This is a genomic window from Haladaptatus marinus (assembly GCF_051194195.1).
This window is the reverse complement of sequence record NZ_JBLZNK010000003.1, coordinates 1,245,208-1,262,514: the sequence shown is the minus strand read 5'-3', so window position 1 is coordinate 1,262,514 and position 17,307 is coordinate 1,245,208. Positions and strand designations below refer to the sequence as shown.

Below are 17,307 nucleotides of genomic sequence, written 5' to 3'. Positions count from 1 at the left end.
CCGTAGCAACAGTTTTTACCGCTTCGACACCTGACATCGCGGTATGCCAGAAATCGGTGACGAGGATACGGACTATGCTGAGCGTATCGCGGCCAACGCGGACGTGGAGAAGGGCGCGTGGCAGCGAACGCTCGACGATATGGAAGCGATGGCGGCCGACCTCGAAGACGAGGGGTGGAACGTCATCCAGATTCCCGCCAGCCACACCGCTCCAGAGAACCCGGAAGCGGGGGAAACGGATCGATTTGGCTTCGTGTACGTCGTTCCCGACAACTATGCCGACGAGTTCAGCGAGGCAGTCGAGGCGGGCACGTTCCCATCGTATCAGGTGTTCCGCCAAGAGATGTCGTCACGAGTGTTCATGCTGACGCAGTATCTCAACCCCGATACCGATACTGCGATTCTCATCGCCGGGACGTACGAAATGATGCACGCCCCGGCGCTCGTGAAGGCGGCGACGCGCGAGGACGAGATGTACAGTCACGTCCAGACCATCGACGGCACGGTTCTCGGGTCGTTCCGCCACGACGACTACACCAAGTTCTTCCCGAATCCCGAAAAGTACGAAAACTACGTCGTCGAACCGAAAGTCGGCGACCATCACGACGACGAAGAATAACCGATCGGTTTCGTTCCACCCTCGCCAACCGTCCGGTCGCTCTCCGCTCGTCTCCGCGATCACTATTTAAATAACGACGTCCGCACAACTGCACGCTTCGCAGGGTACAAGAAGGGTGAAACCGTATTCGGCGCGTATGAACGTTGCCGAAGCGATGACACCCCGGTCCGACGTTGTTACTGTCGAGCTTCCGGGTACGCGCGACGACGTACTCGAATACCTTCAGGAACGCTCGTTTTCTTCTGTTCCGGTCGTCAAGCAGACTGACGACGGCGAGCAGTACCGTGGTCTCATCTCCCGCGATGACCTCATCGAGAACCCCGATGAAGACCAACTCGCGCTCCTCATGCGCGACGTAGCGACGACGACCCAGGACACCACCGTCGAGGAAGTCGCGACGCTGATGTTGGACGAAGGCATTCGCCGCGTTCCGGTCGTTGACGGCGAACTGGAAGGAATCGTCACCGTCACTGACGTGGTTCGAGCGATTGCCGAAGGCGAGGCCGACGGCGATACCGAAGTCGGCACGCTGGCCAACAGGGATGTCAACACTTGCTACGTTGACTCGCCGCTGACGGTCGCCGAGCGTGAGATTTTCTACGCGAACGTCCCCTACGCGGTCGTTCTCGATGCTGAGGGTGAGATGGACGGTATCCTCACCGAAGTGGACATCATCGAAGTCGCTCGCGTCGTCGAAGGCGAAGACGACACCGGAGGGAGCATCGCCAACGAGGACGACGAGTGGATGTGGGAAGGCATCAAATCGGTCGGCAACAGCTACATCCCGACGCGAAACGTCGAGATTCCGTCCGCGCCGGTTTGGCAGTTCATGACCGAAAACGTCGTGAACGTCACGAAGCGAAAAACCGCCCGCGAGGTGGCACAGATGATGCTCAACAACGATATCGAGCAAGTCCCGCTCGTTAGCGGCGACCAACTCGTCGGCATCGTCCGAGACGTAAACCTGCTGGAGGCTCTCAAATGAGCACGGATTTAGTTGAACTCGCCAAACGACGCGGCTTTTTCTTTCAAGCCGCGGAACCGTACGGTGGCGTTTCGGGCTTCTACGTCTACGGCCCGCAGGGTGCGACACTGAAGCGAAAAATCGAAGATTCGTGGCGCGACCGCTTTCAAGTCCAAGAAGGCCACCGCGAAATCGAGGCTCCGACTATCATGCCGGAACCCGTCTTCGAGGCATCCGGCCACCTCGATACGTTCGACGACATGCTGGTCGAATGCCCCGAATGCGGCGAAAGCCACCGCGCTGACCATCTCATCGAGGACAATACGGATATCGAAGACGCCGAGAGCTTCCCGCTGGACGAAGTCGGCGATATTATCGCCGAGCACGACTTGCACTGCCCGACCTGCGATACTGCGCTCGCGGGCGAACCGGTCGAGGATTTCAACCTCATGTTCCAGACGGACATCGGTCCCGGTTCCGGCCAATCCGGATATCTCCGCCCGGAGACCGCACAGGGAATCTTCGTCGAGTTTTCACGGCTCAAAGAGTACGCCCGCAACCAACTGCCGTTCGGTATTACGCAAATCGGCAAGGCGTACCGGAACGAAATCAGCCCCCGGAAATCCATCGTTCGTGTCCGCGAGTTCACGCAGGCCGAACTGGAACATTTCATCGACCCCGAGGAGGACGAACCACCGCTCGAACGAGTCGCGGACGTGGAAGTGAGGCTCTACTCCGCACCCGAACAACAGGGCGACGAAGGCGAATACCTCGATACGACGGTCGGCGAGGCCGTCGAGGAGGGCATCATCGCCAGCGACTGGGTCGCCTACTACGTCGGCGTCGCCCAGGAGTGGTACGAGCGAATCGGCATCGATATGGATCGGTTCCGGTTCCGCCAGCACCTCGCAGGCGAGCGCTCGCACTACGCGAGCGACTGTTGGGACGCCGAGGGCGAAATCGACGGCGACTGGATCGAACTCGCCGGTATTTCCGACCGAAGCGATTACGACCTCTCGAAACACGACGAGTACTCCGATGAGGATTTCACCGTCTTCCGGCAGTACGACGAGCCACAGGTGGTCGAACGTGCGACCGTCGACCCCGACATGAGCTACCTCGGGCCGGAGTTCGGCGGTGCCGCAGGTGACATCGCCGATGCACTGCAATCCCTCGCGGAACGCGACCGCTCGGCGTTCGACGGCGGCGAAGTCACCGTCGAAGCGGACGGCGAATCGTACACGATTCCCGTCGAGAAAACCGGCTTCACCGTCGAAGAGATCAAAGAATCCGGTGAACACATCATGCCGCACGTCATCGAACCCTCCATGGGTGTCGGCCGCGCGCTGTACACCGTCCTCGTCCACTCCTACGAACGGGACGAAGTCGAAGGCGAGACGCGAACTCGACTGGCGCTCGAACCCGAACTCGCGCCGACCACGGTCGGTGTCTTCCCCCTGATGGACAAAGACGGCATGGGTGAGACGGCACGCGACGTCGCTGCCGACCTGCGCACCGAAGGCTTCGACGTAACCTACGACGATTCGGGCAACATCGGTCGGCGGTACCGACGGCAGGACGAAGTCGGTACGCCGTTCTGTGTAACGGTGGACTACGAAGGGCTCGAAGACGACACCGTGACGCTCCGTGAACGGGATTCGACCGAACAGATTCGAGTCGCCGTTGCCGACCTCGCCGATATCCTCGCCGACCTTCGGAGTGGCGACCGCGCGTTTACCGACTTGTAACCGTGTCGGGCGAAATCAAGCGCCGACTGGTGCACGTCAGCGGAACCGGTTTTCCGGCGCTCTACCTGCTGGGCTTGGTGACGTGGCAGGAGTTGCGCTTGCTTCTCGTCCTCGGCTCGTTCGTTGCGCTCGTCCTCGAAATCATTCGCCTGTTCGTGGGGCTGGATTGGCGGATTTACGACGAACTCACGCGGGAGTACGAACAGGACAACATCGCCGGGTATGCCCTCTACTTCTTCGGAATGACCGTCACTGCGTGGGTGTTCCAACCGCAAATCGCTATTCCGGCGATGCTCATGCTGACTATCGCCGACCCCATCAGCGGCTTGCTCGGGTCGGGCGAACTGGGTATCAAAGCGGTTCACACCCTGCTCGTGACGTTTGCCGTCTGTCTCGCCATCGCGTCGATTTTCGGCCTTCCGGTTCCGGCGGCAATCCTCGGTGCAATCGCGGCAACCCTCGCGGACGGCGTGAAACCAGTCATCGCGGGCTACGTCATCGACGACAACCTCACGATTCCAATCGGTGCAGGGGTGGCGATTTTTGTGGGGTTGCAGTATCTCCCCACAATGATCTGAACGTCAGTCCTCGCCCCTCGATTTGCCGGAATTCGTTCCGACAGTTTACCTGAATCTTCGCCGTTCACTTTCACTCCACCACACGAACCCTTTAACCGAATGACGACGAAACCATACGACGAATGGCGACCACGGACGCTGAAACGAACTACGTGGAACACCCCTATCTCGCGCCACAGTTCATCGAGCGGCGACTCTACCAGATTCAACTCGCGGGCACCGCACGCAACGACCACACGCTGGTCTGTCTCCCGACGGGACTGGGAAAGACGACGGTCAGTCTGCTCGTCACGGCGGAGCGACTGAACGAAGTCGGCGGGAAATCGCTCCTTCTCGCGCCGACGAAACCGCTCGTCAACCAGCACGCCGATTTCTACCGGGAGGCACTGTCGGTGCCGGACGAGGAGATCGTCGTATTCACTGGTGAGGTGCGACCCGCCGAACGCTCGAAACTGTGGGAGTCTTCGACTGTCATTATCGCGACGCCGCAGGTCGTAGAAAACGACCTGGTCGGCGGGCGTATCGACCTCGGACCGGTGACGCACATCACCTTCGACGAGTGCCACCGAGCGACCGGCGACTACGCATACAACTACATCGCCGAGCGCTACCACACGGACGCCCACGACCCCCTCGTCACCGGGATGAGTGCGTCGCCGGGCGGCGATAAGGAATCGATTTTGGAGGTGTGTGAAAACCTCGGACTCCACGAAGTAGAGGTGATGACCGAGGAGGACAGCGACGTTTCGACGTACACCCACGACACCGAAGTCGAATGGGTTCGGGTGTCACTTCCCGAGGAAATCGTGGAGATTCGGGACGCGCTGAACGAAGTGATCTCCGACCGACTGGAGCGACTGAAACAACTCGGCGTCGTCAACACGACGCGTCCGGACATCTCTCAGAAGGATTTGAACAAGGTTCGGGGGCAGTTACAGAAACTCATCGACAACGACCAGTCGGAGGGATACAAGGGTATGTCCGCGCACGCCGAGGTGATGAAACTCCGGCGTGCGGTCGAACTCGCCGAAACCCAGAGCGTCGAGTCCCTCCGGCGATATTTCGAGCGCCAGCGCAACTCCGCCCGGTCGTCAGGGGCGTCGAAGGCGAGTCAGCGCATGGTTTCGGAACCGAAAGTACAGGAGGCGATGCGAAAGGCGGTGCAGTTCGACGACCGTCATCCCAAATTCAGAAAGGCGCACACGTACGTCGCACAGACGCTCGTAGACGGCGGTGAGCGAATCATCGTGTTCACCGAATCGCGTGATACCGCCGAAACACTGACTGAGTTCTTCGGTCAGCATTTCGACGCCCGACGGTTCGTCGGGCAGGGCGACAAGGACGGAAGCGACGGGATGACGCAGAAAGAGCAGCAGGAAACACTCGACAACTTCCGTGCTGGCGAGTTCGAAGTGTTGGTCTCTACCTCTGTCGCAGAGGAAGGACTGGACGTGCCCGAGGTCGATTTGGTGCTGTTTTACGAACCGGTTCCGACCGCGGTTCGCTCCATTCAGCGCAAGGGTCGAACCGGGCGACAGGCCCAAGGGCAGGTCATGGTTCTGCTCGCCGAAGACACCCGTGATGAGGCCTATTTCTGGATTTCCAAGCGTCGAGAGGACGAGATGGAGGAAGAACTGCGGAAACTGAAGGGTGTGGCTATGGAAGTCGAGGAGGAACTCGACAAATCACAGCAAACGCTTGGAGATTTCGATGCCGGTGGCTCCGACGAGGTGAGTCACTGTTTACAGGAGTTCGACACGAAAACGGAGGACACCGAAACGGAAACCGCTGACGAACTGGACGGCGTCGTGGCGACTGCTCGCAAGCGCGACAACAGCGATAGCGTCGAAATCGTCGCCGACCAGCGCGAACTCGACGCGAACATCGCCCGCGACCTCTCGGCCCGCGAGGGCGTGGACGTTCGTCTCGAAACGCTCGCCGTTGGCGACTATGTGTTAAGCGACCGGGTCGTCGTGGAGCGAAAATCCGTGAGCGACTTCCTCGCCACGCTGGTCGGCGGCGACCGCTCGGTGTTCGAGCAGGTCGGCGATATGAACCGCCACTACGCTCGTCCCATCGTCATCATCGAGGGCGACGGCCTGTACGAACAGCGAAACGTCCACCCCAACGCGATTCGTGGCGCGCTGTCCTCGTTGGCGATTGATTTCGGGGCAAGCATTCTCCGAACGGAAGACGAGAAGGATACGACCGACCTGCTCGAAGTTATCGCCACGCGGGAACAGGAAATGAGCGACCGCGAGGTTTCGGTTCACGGCGACAAACACGCGAAAACGCTCTCCGAACAACAGGAGTACGTTGTCGGCTCCATCGCGGACATCGGTCCGGTCACCGCTCGCTCGTTGTTGGAGACGTTCGGAACGGTTCAAGCCGTGATGACGGCGGGGAAAGACGAACTTATGGAAGCACAAGGGGTCGGTGAGGTCACCGCCGACCGAATCCGTGAAGTCGTCGCCGAGGAGTACGACCCGTAAGCGGTGCTTACTGGGGGGCGGCGTCGATGTCGGTGTGACATTGCCGCACACTCGGTTGAGTCGGCCTAAAACGGGTGCGTTCCCAGAAGAATGGGTGGGATGAACACGCGTAAACGGCGTGAACGGTCAATTCACATTAAAGGCTCCACGTATATTTACCCAGACGAGAGTAAACCATGCTACCTCGGCCCACGATGCAGGACGATGACGACGGGTCGGTTGCTGAGGAACTATACGGTAAGCCACAGCACGAAACGTCCGGACGAGCGAGCGAGCAGGAACTGTACGGCGAACCACAGCACGACATTCCTGACGACCGCCTTCCGACCGATTTCGACCCCGACTTTGGGAACGCGCTGAACTGGTTCGACTACCCACAAGATTCCGCTTTCCGTCTTCGTCGGGAGTTGTTCCCTATGGAACGATAGTTACTGGCACTTTTTCTGCTCTGACGATGGTTTCGGCCGCGCTTCCAAGGATGGCTCGTTCGATGGTTCCCGACCCGTGGTGACCCATGATGACGTGGTCGTAACCGTTTTCCTCCACCAATTCGAGCACGTTTTCACCGACACGCTCGGCCGGTCGGAACTCCAATTGGATATCCGTCGCCAGCTCCGGCTCCGTTTCGACCCCACCTTCTTCGAGCATAGCGCGAGCATGGGCGAGGATTTCGTCGGTTGCCTCCGTCGCTTCGTCCGAAAAATGGACGACGTGGAGCGTTGCGTCGAACCCGTCGGCGAACCGCACGGCAAACTCCAATGCGCGAAAACTATTCTCGGAACCGTCGATGGGAACGAGTACGTCCATGAACGAACGTTGTCCGGTTTCGGCTTAACGCTTCGGCCAGTCTTACTCCGATTGGTGCGCTTCGTTCGATCTCCCCGATTCGAGCCTACCGCGTCACCTGGTCTAACGCCGCCAGTGCCTCCGCCGCTTCGCGCGTCGCGGCCAGTAAGTCGCGGGTACGGCCAACGTCGTTCGTTTTCTCCGCCTCAGTCGCAAGTCGCGCCAGCTTTCGAACCAGCGCATTTCGGGCGTCGGTGAGGTCTTCTGCGCCGCTTTGTCCCGCGGTGGGTCTCGATTCCGTACCTTGGCCATGCGACCCACCGCTCTGATTCGGTGGCGCTTGTCGGGGCTGTCGCGGTGACTCCGGCGGTTGGCTGGATCGTCTCGGCTGACTGTCCGTCTCTTCGACTTCGATGTTCGTCGCCTCTTCGACGAGTGCTTCTTCCGTGGTTGATTGCTCAGCCGTCGTTTCTTCAGCTTCGTCGGCCGATGCTTCCGCAGCAGGCGCTCCACCGGCCGGTTGTTGTTGCTGACAGGTCGGGCAGAACTCGGTTCCATTCTGACGGAAGATGGGGTCACCACAGGTGTCGCAGTGTTTTCCAGTCATCGTCGCGCCCTGCAACAGCAGTTCGCTCATTCGTTGTGTCGATTTTCGCTCCTCCTTTTCGGCCTCATACTGTTGACGGAGTTTCTCCCGCTCAGCTTCCTTATCGAAGTCGCTCATGTGCGGACAGAGACTGTCCAGACTCTTGCCCCTTTTGCTCAGCAGTGCTCCTCCCGCTCACGGTCTCATTCGTCCGTGCCCGGGAATTTATATGGGGAGCCGGGGCCAGAACCGCCGTGTCGAAGGTACCTTTCAGCGAACTCACGACTGCCGCGTACTGCCCGCGAAAACTCTACTACCAACGCCGGGACGACATCGAAATCCCGGAGTTGGTGGTCGAACGACGACAACTCGCGTTCGAGTACGACGAACTGCTCGATGCCGATCTGACTAACCGCCCTATTGCGATCTCTCCGGCTGAATTCCGTTCAAATCTCGAACGTGTGACCGATTTCGATGCATGGTCTGTACTCGTCTCGCCTGCCGACCACAACCGACTGACTGACGGAAAGGACTGCCGCGGCATCGTTCACAAAGTCCTCGATTTGGGAACTCCCGTGCCATCGATGGTCTTCACCGGAACACCTCCCGAACACGGCGTCTGGGAACCACAGAGCGTGCGCGCCGTCGCCGCGGCGAAGGCGCTCTCGTGGGAACACGAACGAACGGTCGAACGCGCGTTCGTCGAATATCCTGTCTATGGAATCGTCCGTGAGATCCGACTCGGAACCCGACGCAAAGCCGCCTATCGCCGCGCACTCCGCACCGCTCGTGCCATTGATGGACCGCGGCCACGATTGAAAAACAAGTCGAAATGCAAAGAATGCGAGTATCGTGCCGAATGTGGCGTCAAAACCCGGTCGCTTCGGTCACTCCTCGGCCGCTAGCCACGCCTCGATATCGTCGGCGAGTTCGCCCCGGCGAATGATTTCACCACGTTCGACGTTGACGACAGTACTCCCGGTTCCGCCGGTTTCACCGCCGTCGATGACGACTGCTGCGGCGTCTCGGATTTCGGTGTCGAGGTCGTCTACGTGCATCACGCTCGCTCGTCCACTCACATTCGCGCTCGTGCTCGTAATCGGTGTCGGTGCAACGCGCCGAAGCAGTTGTAAGGCAAGTTCGTGGTCAGGAATCCGGACACCGACTCGGGAACGACCAGCGGTAAGTTCATCAGGAACCACGTCACGCTTTTCGCAGAGAACGGTCACGGGTCCGGGCAGAAACTCGTTCATGAACTCCCGTTCTCGCTTCGTCGGTCGAACGTACGACAGTGCGGAGTCTACGTCCGGCACTGCGAGCGAAATCGGTTTCTCGCGTGCCCGTCCTTTCGCCTCGAACACCCGTTCGATAGCGTCTGGGTCGAGCGCATCTGTGCCGAGACCATACACCGTCTCGGTTGGGTACACGACAAGGCTTCCGTCTCGAACAGCACTCACTGCCTGTTCTATGTCGTCCATGCTCATCTTTCGGATACCGTCCGAAAAAAGCGTAGCGTCGTCGGCTTTTCGGAAGCCGACACGCGGAGCGGTGATTCTGCCGTCTCGCGGCGTCAGAACGTTCCGATACCGCTGTAGTTCTTCGCAATACCCGTCTTGTCGTCTATTTCATCGTAGAGGTCTCCGGCGACGTACTGATGAGCACCGTTCTGTTCGACGGTGAAGTGGACGTATGGGCCGGTCGAGCTGCCGGTACTGCCCACGTCGCCGATGTGCTGGTGACGGCCGATGCTTTGTCCCTCGGAGACGTGGATTTCGCTGTCGCTTTTCGGCACTCCGGACGTGGTGTACACTTCTTCGCCTTGGTCGCCGATGACGAAAAATCGCTTTCGAAAAGCCGCAATCTGAAAGCTATCGCTCTTCGATTGCGCGCTCGATTTCGTCGTACTCTGGGAAGTCGGGCCACTCCGTCGCTACCCACGCGTATTCGACGGTTCTGTCCTCGTCCAGCAGGAAGACGGCTGGCCGCGGTTCGCTGATGCCGGCCATGCCATCCATGTCGTAGCTGATGCCGTACGCGTCTGCCACTTCGTTTGCCGGGTCGCTGAAGAGTCGATACGCCATCTCACGCTCTTCGATGAGTGTTTTGTGTTCGTACGGCGTCGAAATCGACAGCCCGACGATTCGCAGGTCGTTGTCGTCGTCCCACCCGCGCTCACGCAGTTCGTTCCAGATATAAGTCGCCGGGAACCCACCGTCCATGGTGTAAAAGACGAGTAGAGTTGCTCCCTCGTCGGTTACGTCCGAGAGGGATGCGTTTTCCCAGAACTCCTCGTTGACCAGTGGTCGCGTGAAGTCGGGTGCCGTCTCTCCAACTTCCGGGTTGTCTGCCTCGCCGAGTTCCACGACATCGAAATCGACCATCAGCTTTCCTCCCCGTATGTTCCTTCGAGATAGTCCACGATGTTCGCGCTCTCGCTCATCGTCACACCCGTATTCTCGTCCACGATGGCGGGGACGGTTCGTTTTCCACTGATACGCTTGACGACGTTCCGGTCGGAGTGCATCGGTTCGACGAACCGTGACTGGTAGGGGAGGTCGTACTCCTGTAATTTCCGAACCACGCGCTCGCAGTATGGGCACGCCTGCAATCGGTACAACGTGATGTTCGGGTCTGTCGCCTCGGTGCTCATGAACACGAATTGGAACGAAACTCCCGTAAGGGCTTCGCTCGCGGCAGTTTCACCCGTAATGTCCCCCAGCAAAAGAATAAAGAGTTAATCCCGCTGACGCTCAAGGTGGGTTATTGAATGACACTCTCTCCGATACTGGTCATCCTTGCGCAGACTGCTCCCCCCGATAGTATGTTTGGAATTATCATCTCCGACGCGTTCATCCAGTGGGGTGGAATCATCGCGATTATCGTTCTACTCGGCCTGTCTGCCTTTTTCTCCTCGTCGGAGATTGCGATGTTTTCGCTCGCAAAGCATCGAGTGGAAGCGCTCGTGGAAGACGGTGTGGATGGCGCGAAAACGGTCGATTCGTTGAAGAACGACCCACACCGCCTGCTCGTGACGATTCTCGTCGGAAACAACATCGTCAACATCGCGATGTCCTCGCTCGCTACGGCGCTCGTCGGACTGTACCTCGACAATCCCGGTATCGCCGTCCTCGTTTCGACGTTCGGCATCACGTCGCTCGTGCTCCTGTTCGGCGAGAGCGCGCCGAAATCCTACGCGGTCGAAAATACTGAATCATGGGCGCTCAGAATCGCAAAACCGCTCAAATACTCCGAATATCTTCTCCTGCCGCTCGTCGTCCTGTTCGACTATCTCACCCGGGCCATCAACCGCGTCACCGGCGGACGGTCGGCAATCGAGACGTCGTACGTCACGCGCGACGAAATCCAGGATATGATTCAAACGGGTGAGCGCGAAGGCGTCATCGAGGAGGACGAACGCGAGATGTTGGACAGAATCTTCCGGTTCAACAACACCATCGCCAAGGAAGTGATGACCCCTCGTCTGGACATGACTGCCGTGCCACAGGACGCGGAAATCGACGAGGCAATCGAGACGCTCGTTCAAGCAGGTCACGAGCGCGTGCCGGTGTACGAGGGTAGTTTGGACAACGTCATCGGAATCGTCACGGTTCGTGACCTCGTGCGCGAGAAGGATTACAGCGAGGCTGGCGACAACCTCAAACTCAGTAATCTGATTCAGCCGACGCTTCACGTCCCCGAGAGCAAGAACGTGGACGAACTGCTCACGGAAATGCGCGAAAACCGGATGCAGATGGTCATCGTCATCGACGAGTTCGGAACCACCGAAGGGCTCGTCACCATGGAGGACATGGTCGAGGAAATCGTTGGCGAAATCCTCGACGGCGAGGAAGAAGAGCCGATCGAGTACATCGACGATGATACGGTTATCGTTCGCGGCGAAGTCAACATCGACGAGGTGAACGACGCGATGGATATCGAACTTCCCGAGGGACAGGAGTTCGAGACCATCGCCGGGTTCATCTTCAATCGCGCGGGCAGACTCGTGGAGGAGGGCGAAAATATCGACTACGAAGGCGTGCGCCTCCACGTCGAACAGGTCGAAAACACCCGTATCATGAAAGCTCGTATCAAACGCCTCGACGACAACGAAATCGAGACGGATGAAGTCGAAGAGGGCGTCGAGTCGAGCGCGGAATAGCGGGAAATCTCGTACATTCGTCACATTAGGTCACCATCGGAGAGGATGTTTTTCGAAATTCCCCCTGTAAACCCGTTTTAGAGTCCTGATTTAGATTTTTGATGAGTGATTGGAGATATCTACAACATCACTCGGCCGCGAGCGACGGCGGAGCGCGGGCCATGGGCCGACCGGTGCGAGGCGCGGAGCGCCTCGAAAAGCGAGCGGCGAAGCCGTGAGCCGAGGGGACTCCCCGTGTCTTCTCGAACGGGGTGAGAGAAGGCTCGGAAGACCGGAGGTCTTCTGGCGCTTTTGATCCGGATTTCACAGGGAGACAGCCAGCGTCCGGGCGAACTGCTCGGACACTGGCCTTCGATTGTCGTAAAAGGTGATAGACAAAAGGCGGTTTAGAAAGAAACGTTCGATTCCATCCCTTCGGTCGCGTCCTCCAATCCGTCTTCCTGTATCTCCTGTGTCATTCGGTCGGATAGTTCACGGTCTTGGAGGATGTTCTCGAACTCGTTGATATACTGCTGGTTGACCGACCGAGATTCGTCCTTTGCTTTGATGATGCGCTGGTAGCGCCGGACGGTCGATTCGCTGGCGTCGAGTCGGTCGGCGCAATCCGTGACCGTCATCTCGTCTACGAGACAGTCTTTGAGGTCTGCAATCTCGAACGGCGCGTCGGTGTCAGACTCACGGAAAAGGTGGAGGTCGATTCGCGCTCGTGAGACGGTTTCGGCGAGCGAACCGTCTCCCAGTTCGTCCGCGATTTCGTCGTCACTGTTGCCCGCAGAAAACTGTCGGACGACGGTCACCAGTTCCTCGTCGGAGAGTGATGTATTGAAATCGTAGCGTCCACGCATTTCTTCGATTACCTCGCGCAGTTGCTCGTCTACCTTCTCCTCCGAACTGAGCGACCCGTGCGTTTCCTCCTGCTTCTCCGTAACTGTCTCCTCGTCGGTCACATCCATGAAGATGTCACGAAGTTCCTCAGTTTTCTTATCCATGGCGGGTACCTGATGCTGTGATAATATAAAAACCTGTTGGGCGGCTAGTGAAATTTTTCTCCAACTGGCAGACACGCCGAGACTGTCATCTGAATCAACTACTTTCCCGTCAACCGAAGGTATCTTACTGGTTGACGAGCGATGATTCGCCATGTCAACTGAAACTGGCTCGGTCGAACTGGTTGGCGAACAAACTGTCGGAAACATTGCACGCATGGCGCTGTTCGCGGCGGTTATCGGTGCGTTCGCACAAGTCTCGTTTCCCAACCCGCTCGCGCCGCAGATACCGATCACACTGCAAGTTCTCGGCGTGTTCCTCGCCGGAATCTTCCTCGGCCCGCTCTGGGGCTCCGCGTCCATGGTTCTCTACCTCGTTGCGGGTTCGGTCGGCGCGCCGGTTTTCGCCGGTGGCTCTACGGGATTCGTCCAACTGGTGGGTCTAACCGGTGGCTACCTGCTCTCGTACCCCGTCGCCGCGTTCGTCATCGGAGCCATCGTCCACGGCGGACTGACGCTGCGTGACCCGAAACGGGTTGGCATCCTCCGACTCGTCGCGGGAATGGTCATCGGAACAGTCATCATCTACGCTTTCGGAACGCTCGGCTTCTCGCTCGTCGGGAACTACGGACTAACCGAGGCGTTCATGCTCTCGGCCGTGGCGTTCATGCCCTTCGAGGCGTTCAAAATCGCCGCCGCGGTCGGTATCGTCCGGAGCGACCGCGTCACCGCCGAATGATAACGACGCGAAACCTCGTTCACCGATTCGGTGACGCAACCGCGCTCGACGGCGTTTCGCTCTCGATTCCCGACGGACAGTTCGTCGTCCTCGCCGGGCCGAACGGCAGCGGAAAGACGACGCTCGTCCGGCATTTCAACGGCTTACTGACGCCCGATGGGGGGGACGTAGCGGTCGATGGGACGCCCGTCGAAGACGACCTCGTGGCCGCGCGGACGAGCGTCGGCATGGTGTTCCAACATCCCCGAGACACCTTCGTTTCGGCCACTGTCGGAGCGGACGTAGCGTTCGGCCCGGAAAACCTCGGTCTTTCACACGAGGAAATCGACCGCCGGGTCGAAACCGCTCTGTCCGCGGTCGGAATGGCAGATCGTCGAAACGCGCGTATCGATGCTCTCTCCGGGGGCGAATGCCAGCGCGTCGCTATCGCGGGCGCACTGGCCATGGAACCGGCCCACCTCGTGCTGGACGAACCGTTCACGGGACTCGATGCGCCATCTCGAGATTCGGTTGTTACGCATCTCGAACGCTGTTCAGCCGAGGGGACCGGATTCGTCGTCGTCACGCACGACCTTCGGGACGTGTGGTCGCTCGCCGACCGAATCGTCGCGCTCCGTGACGGAACTGTCGCAATCGATGGAACGCCGAACGAAGTCGCGTCCGAGGTTGCCGAACTCGGCATTCAGCTACCATGACGCTGGCGTATCGCGCGACCGGATCGTTTGCGGAGCGTCTCGATCCACGGGCGAAGTTGCTCTTTCAGACCGGGTTCGCGTTCGCTGCGTTCGCGCATACGACACCGCGTGGACTCGCGGCGCTAACCCTACTGGTCGGTGTGGTGCTCGTTGGGGCCGATACGTCGCCGCGCTGGATAGTTCGCGAATTTCGCTACGTGTTCGTGTTTCTGCTCGGCGGGCCACTGTTCGCCAGTCTGACGCTCGGGCCGCCGTGGATAGCTCCAAGCGATGCAGTCGGCCCCGCGCTGGCCAGTTATCGCGTATTCCTTGTCCTCTGTGTCAGCGCAGCTTACGTCCGAACAACACCTGTTCGGGAATCGCGCGCCGCGATTCAATGGCTCATTCCCGGTCGCCCCGGCCAGTTTTTGGGGATGGGTGTCGCCTTCGTCTTTCGGTTTCTCCCGGCCTTGCAGGCCGATTTGCGCGCAATCCGGGAGGCGATGAAAGCACGTCTCGGGGAAGAACGCTCGCTTGCCGAGCGGATGGAAATCGTCGGGTCGGCAGGATTGAACCGGGCGTTCTCGCGCGCGGACACGTTTTCGCTCGCGCTTCGCGCACGCTGTTTCGCGTGGAATCCAACCCTTCCCCGGCTATCGATTTCGCTCCGGGACGCACCGGTTCTCTGTCTCGTTTGCGTGCTCATCGGCTGGTCATTCGTATAAATTACAAATAAGTTTTTCATTCTCGCAAGACGGCGGAGAGATGGGCGGGAAGCAAGATTTAAGCAAGTCGTCTCCTCCTGATAAAACATGGAAATCTTCGCGCTTGCGCAGGCGACGGGCACGACGCGCCCGACGTTCTGGAGAATCGGGCTTATCGGCGAAGCACTCTTTTATTTCCTCGCCGTAGTCGCCGTCTTCTTCTTCCTGTTCGGTGTGTACTACCGCTTCTCGCGGTACTCCAACGGGGAAGACGACTGGTTCGAACGACTCGACGACCTTCCGGGTCGAATCACTCGCGCGACGAAAGTAGTGATATCGAACGAGAAACAGTTCAACCGCGACCTCTACGGTGGGCTGATGCACTCGTTTATCCTGTGGGGCTTTCTGACCCTGCTCATCGGAACGACGATTCTCGCCATCGATATGGACGGATATCGAAAGTTCACCCATTACATCCTCGGAAACGAGGAATCCTTCTTCGTGGGCAACTTCTACCTCGCCTACTCGCTCGTGATGGACGCGATGGGACTGCTCTTCGTCGTCGGTGTCGGGATGGCAATCTACCGCCGCTATTGGGTTCGTAACCAACGCCTCTGGGGTAAACACACTGGGCGGGAGGACGACCTGTTCATCTGGACGCTATTTCTGCTTGGCGTTGGCGGTTACATCACCGAAGGCTTCCGAATCCTCGGCACGAGTGCGACCCGCGACGTGTCGTTCGAGACGGTAAGTTTCGTCGGTTGGTTCGTCAAACTCGTCCTCGAATCGGCGGGCGTGACACCTGCGATGGCGACGGCGTGGTATCCGGTTACGTGGTGGTCACACGCCCTCATCGCGCTCGTCTTCGTCGCGGCGATTCCGTACGCAAAACCCTTCCACATGCTGTCGTCGTTCGCCAACGTCGTCACGCACGACGAGAAGGCGGGCAAACGACTTCCGGGCGTTCCCTCGGACGCCAGCCCTGACGAAATCGGTGCGACCAGCATCGACGACTTCTCGTGGCGACAACTGCTCGACCAGGACGCCTGTACGAAATGTGGTCGCTGTTCGTCGGTGTGTCCCGCGAACGCCTCCGGTCGGCCACTCGACCCGCGAGACGTGATTCTCGACCTGAAACAGTACCGTGAGAACCTCGACGCCGGTGTCACCGACGAGAAACCGATCATCGCGGATGGCGGTGCGAGCGTCATCGACAGCGAGACAATGGAGTCTTGCATGGCCTGCATGGCCTGCATGGACGCTTGCCCGGTTGACATCGAACACCTCACGTCCTTTACCGACATGAACCGCCGACTCACCGAATCCGGCCAGATGGACGTGAACGTCCAGGACGCGATGATGAACGTCTTCCAGAACGGGAACGCCTTCGGTGACCCCGAGCGCAGACGGCCGGAGTGGACCGAGGAACTCGACTTCGAGATTCCGGACGCCCGCGACGAGGATGTGGAGTTCCTCTGGTACGTCGGCGACTACCCATCCTACGACGAGCGCAACCGCCGTGTCGCGCGTTCGCTGGCGACTATCTTCCACGAGACAGGCGTCTCCTACGGTATCCTCTACGAGGAGGAGCGAAACGACGGCAACGACGTGCGCCGCGTCGGAGAGGAAGGCCTGTACGAGATGCTGGTCGAAGACAACGTCGCCGCGTTCGAGAAATGCAACTTCGACAAAATCGTCTGTACCGACCCGCACAGCTACAACACGTTCAAAAACGAGTATCCGGAGATAGCGGAGGATTTCGACGCGCCGGTCTACCACTACACACAGGTCGTCGAGGAACTGTTCCGCTCGGGCCGAATGGGACTCTCCGGCACCGAACTCGACTACACCGTCACCTACCACGACCCGTGTCACCTCGGACGCTACAACGACGAGTACGAGGCCCCCCGAGAAATTGTCAAAGGAACCGGCTGTACGCTGGACGAGATGCCACGCAACCGCGCCAACTCGTTCTGCTGTGGCGGTGGCGGTGGCGGTCTCTGGATGGATTTCGAGGAAGATTCCAAACCGAGCGAGGAGCGCATTCGGGAAGCACTCGAAGATACCGACGCCGCAAACGGCGTCGAGAAGTTCGTCGTCGCCTGCCCGATGTGCATGACGATGTACGAGGACGGGCGCAAAACGGGTGGCTACGAGGAGGACATCGAAATCGTGGACGTTGCCGAACTGGTTGTCGAAGCGCTCGGTGCTGAAGACCGAATCAAAGTCTCGGCGTGAAGAATTTTTGCAGTTAGATTTTTGTAGAGTTATC

General features: G+C 59.1%; 19 protein-coding genes. 12 read left to right on the top strand and 7 right to left on the bottom strand.

Features of this window, described 5'->3' with window-relative positions; translation table 11 throughout:
* Positions 1-43: 43 nt before the first annotated feature.
* The 6 genes from ACN2TU_RS12800 (at position 44) to ACN2TU_RS12775 (ending at position 6,829) form a co-directional block, all read left to right on the top strand.
* Positions 44-619, top strand: a complete 576-nt coding sequence (locus tag ACN2TU_RS12800) for a DUF7529 family protein (RefSeq protein WP_435155795.1) — start codon at positions 44-46, stop codon at positions 617-619.
* Between the two features lie 136 nt (positions 620-755).
* Positions 756-1,604 (top strand): CBS domain-containing protein, encoded by an 849-nt coding sequence (locus ACN2TU_RS12795; RefSeq protein WP_435155794.1) that lies wholly within the window; start codon positions 756-758, stop codon positions 1,602-1,604.
* The gene (glyS, locus tag ACN2TU_RS12790; protein WP_435155793.1) at positions 1,601-3,331 is read left to right on the top strand and encodes a glycine--tRNA ligase; all 1,731 of its coding nucleotides are present in this window, start codon (positions 1,601-1,603) and stop codon (positions 3,329-3,331) included. The genes ACN2TU_RS12795 and glyS overlap by 4 nt, the downstream gene beginning before the upstream one ends.
* Positions 3,332-3,333: 2 nt before the next feature.
* Positions 3,334-3,909: a dolichol kinase gene (locus ACN2TU_RS12785; protein WP_435155791.1), complete on the top strand. Its 576-nt coding sequence runs from the start codon at positions 3,334-3,336 to the stop codon at positions 3,907-3,909.
* A 122-nt stretch (positions 3,910-4,031) separates the two neighbouring features.
* Positions 4,032-6,401: a DEAD/DEAH box helicase gene (locus tag ACN2TU_RS12780; protein WP_435155790.1), complete on the top strand. Its 2,370-nt coding sequence runs from the start codon at positions 4,032-4,034 to the stop codon at positions 6,399-6,401.
* A gap of 176 nt (positions 6,402-6,577) precedes the next feature.
* Positions 6,578-6,829, top strand: a complete 252-nt coding sequence (locus ACN2TU_RS12775) for a hypothetical protein (protein ID WP_435155788.1) — start codon at positions 6,578-6,580, stop codon at positions 6,827-6,829.
* Here the strand turns inward: ACN2TU_RS12775 and ACN2TU_RS12770 are convergent.
* Positions 6,816-7,208, bottom strand: a complete 393-nt coding sequence (locus tag ACN2TU_RS12770; RefSeq protein ID WP_435155786.1) for a universal stress protein — start codon at positions 7,206-7,208, stop codon at positions 6,816-6,818. The two genes, ACN2TU_RS12775 and ACN2TU_RS12770, sit on opposite strands and share 14 nt — an antisense overlap.
* Positions 7,209-7,293: 85 nt before the next feature.
* A complete protein-coding gene (locus tag ACN2TU_RS12765) occupies positions 7,294-7,911 on the bottom strand; it encodes an Sjogren's syndrome/scleroderma autoantigen 1 family protein (protein WP_435155785.1) in 618 nt (205 codons plus the stop codon).
* A gap of 116 nt (positions 7,912-8,027) precedes the next feature.
* Here ACN2TU_RS12765 and ACN2TU_RS12760 point away from each other — a divergent pair, with 116 nt between their 5' ends.
* Positions 8,028-8,678 carry a CRISPR-associated protein Cas4 gene (locus tag ACN2TU_RS12760; RefSeq protein ID WP_435155783.1) on the top strand — a complete coding sequence of 217 codons (651 nt, stop codon included), beginning with the start codon at positions 8,028-8,030 and terminating at the stop codon, positions 8,676-8,678.
* Here the strand turns inward: ACN2TU_RS12760 and ACN2TU_RS12755 are convergent.
* The 4 genes from ACN2TU_RS12755 to ACN2TU_RS12740 form a co-directional block, all read right to left on the bottom strand.
* Entirely contained in the window at positions 8,661-9,251 is a 591-nt protein-coding gene (locus ACN2TU_RS12755; protein WP_435155781.1) for an L-threonylcarbamoyladenylate synthase, read from the bottom strand. The genes ACN2TU_RS12760 and ACN2TU_RS12755 overlap by 18 nt on opposite strands.
* Positions 9,252-9,343: 92 nt before the next feature.
* Positions 9,344-9,583, bottom strand: coding sequence for a M23 family metallopeptidase (locus ACN2TU_RS12750; protein ID WP_435155779.1), 240 nt, complete (start codon positions 9,581-9,583; stop codon positions 9,344-9,346).
* 58 nt (positions 9,584-9,641) lie between these two features.
* Positions 9,642-10,154, bottom strand: a complete 513-nt coding sequence (locus ACN2TU_RS12745) for a redoxin domain-containing protein (RefSeq protein WP_435155777.1) — start codon at positions 10,152-10,154, stop codon at positions 9,642-9,644.
* Positions 10,154-10,423, bottom strand: coding sequence for a glutathione S-transferase N-terminal domain-containing protein (locus ACN2TU_RS12740; RefSeq protein WP_435155776.1), 270 nt, complete (start codon positions 10,421-10,423; stop codon positions 10,154-10,156). The genes ACN2TU_RS12745 and ACN2TU_RS12740 overlap by 1 nt, the downstream gene beginning before the upstream one ends.
* Before the next feature lie 117 nt (positions 10,424-10,540).
* On the opposite strand from ACN2TU_RS12740, the gene ACN2TU_RS12735 reads away from it, so the two are divergent.
* Positions 10,541-11,932 (top strand): hemolysin family protein, encoded by a 1,392-nt coding sequence (locus tag ACN2TU_RS12735; protein ID WP_435155775.1) that lies wholly within the window; start codon positions 10,541-10,543, stop codon positions 11,930-11,932.
* Positions 11,933-12,318: 386 nt separating this feature from the next.
* On the opposite strand, the gene ACN2TU_RS12730 is transcribed toward ACN2TU_RS12735, so the two are convergent.
* Complete coding sequence (locus ACN2TU_RS12730; RefSeq protein ID WP_435155774.1) at positions 12,319-12,921, bottom strand: conditioned medium-induced protein 4; 603 nt, start codon at positions 12,919-12,921, stop codon at positions 12,319-12,321.
* Positions 12,922-13,072: 151 nt separating this feature from the next.
* Between ACN2TU_RS12730 and ACN2TU_RS12725 the strand changes: the two genes are divergently transcribed.
* From ACN2TU_RS12725 to ACN2TU_RS12710, 4 genes are all read left to right on the top strand, one after another.
* Positions 13,073-13,657, top strand: coding sequence for a biotin transporter BioY (locus ACN2TU_RS12725; protein WP_435155773.1), 585 nt, complete (start codon positions 13,073-13,075; stop codon positions 13,655-13,657).
* Entirely contained in the window at positions 13,654-14,352 is a 699-nt protein-coding gene (locus ACN2TU_RS12720; RefSeq protein WP_435155772.1) for an energy-coupling factor ABC transporter ATP-binding protein, read from the top strand. The genes ACN2TU_RS12725 and ACN2TU_RS12720 overlap by 4 nt, the downstream gene beginning before the upstream one ends.
* Positions 14,349-15,056, top strand: a complete 708-nt coding sequence (locus tag ACN2TU_RS12715) for an energy-coupling factor transporter transmembrane component T family protein (protein WP_435155770.1) — start codon at positions 14,349-14,351, stop codon at positions 15,054-15,056. Before ACN2TU_RS12720 ends, ACN2TU_RS12715 begins: the two co-directional genes overlap by 4 nt.
* A gap of 87 nt (positions 15,057-15,143) precedes the next feature.
* Positions 15,144-17,273, top strand: a complete 2,130-nt coding sequence (locus ACN2TU_RS12710) for a heterodisulfide reductase-related iron-sulfur binding cluster (RefSeq protein WP_435155768.1) — start codon at positions 15,144-15,146, stop codon at positions 17,271-17,273.
* Positions 17,274-17,307 lie beyond the last annotated feature (34 nt).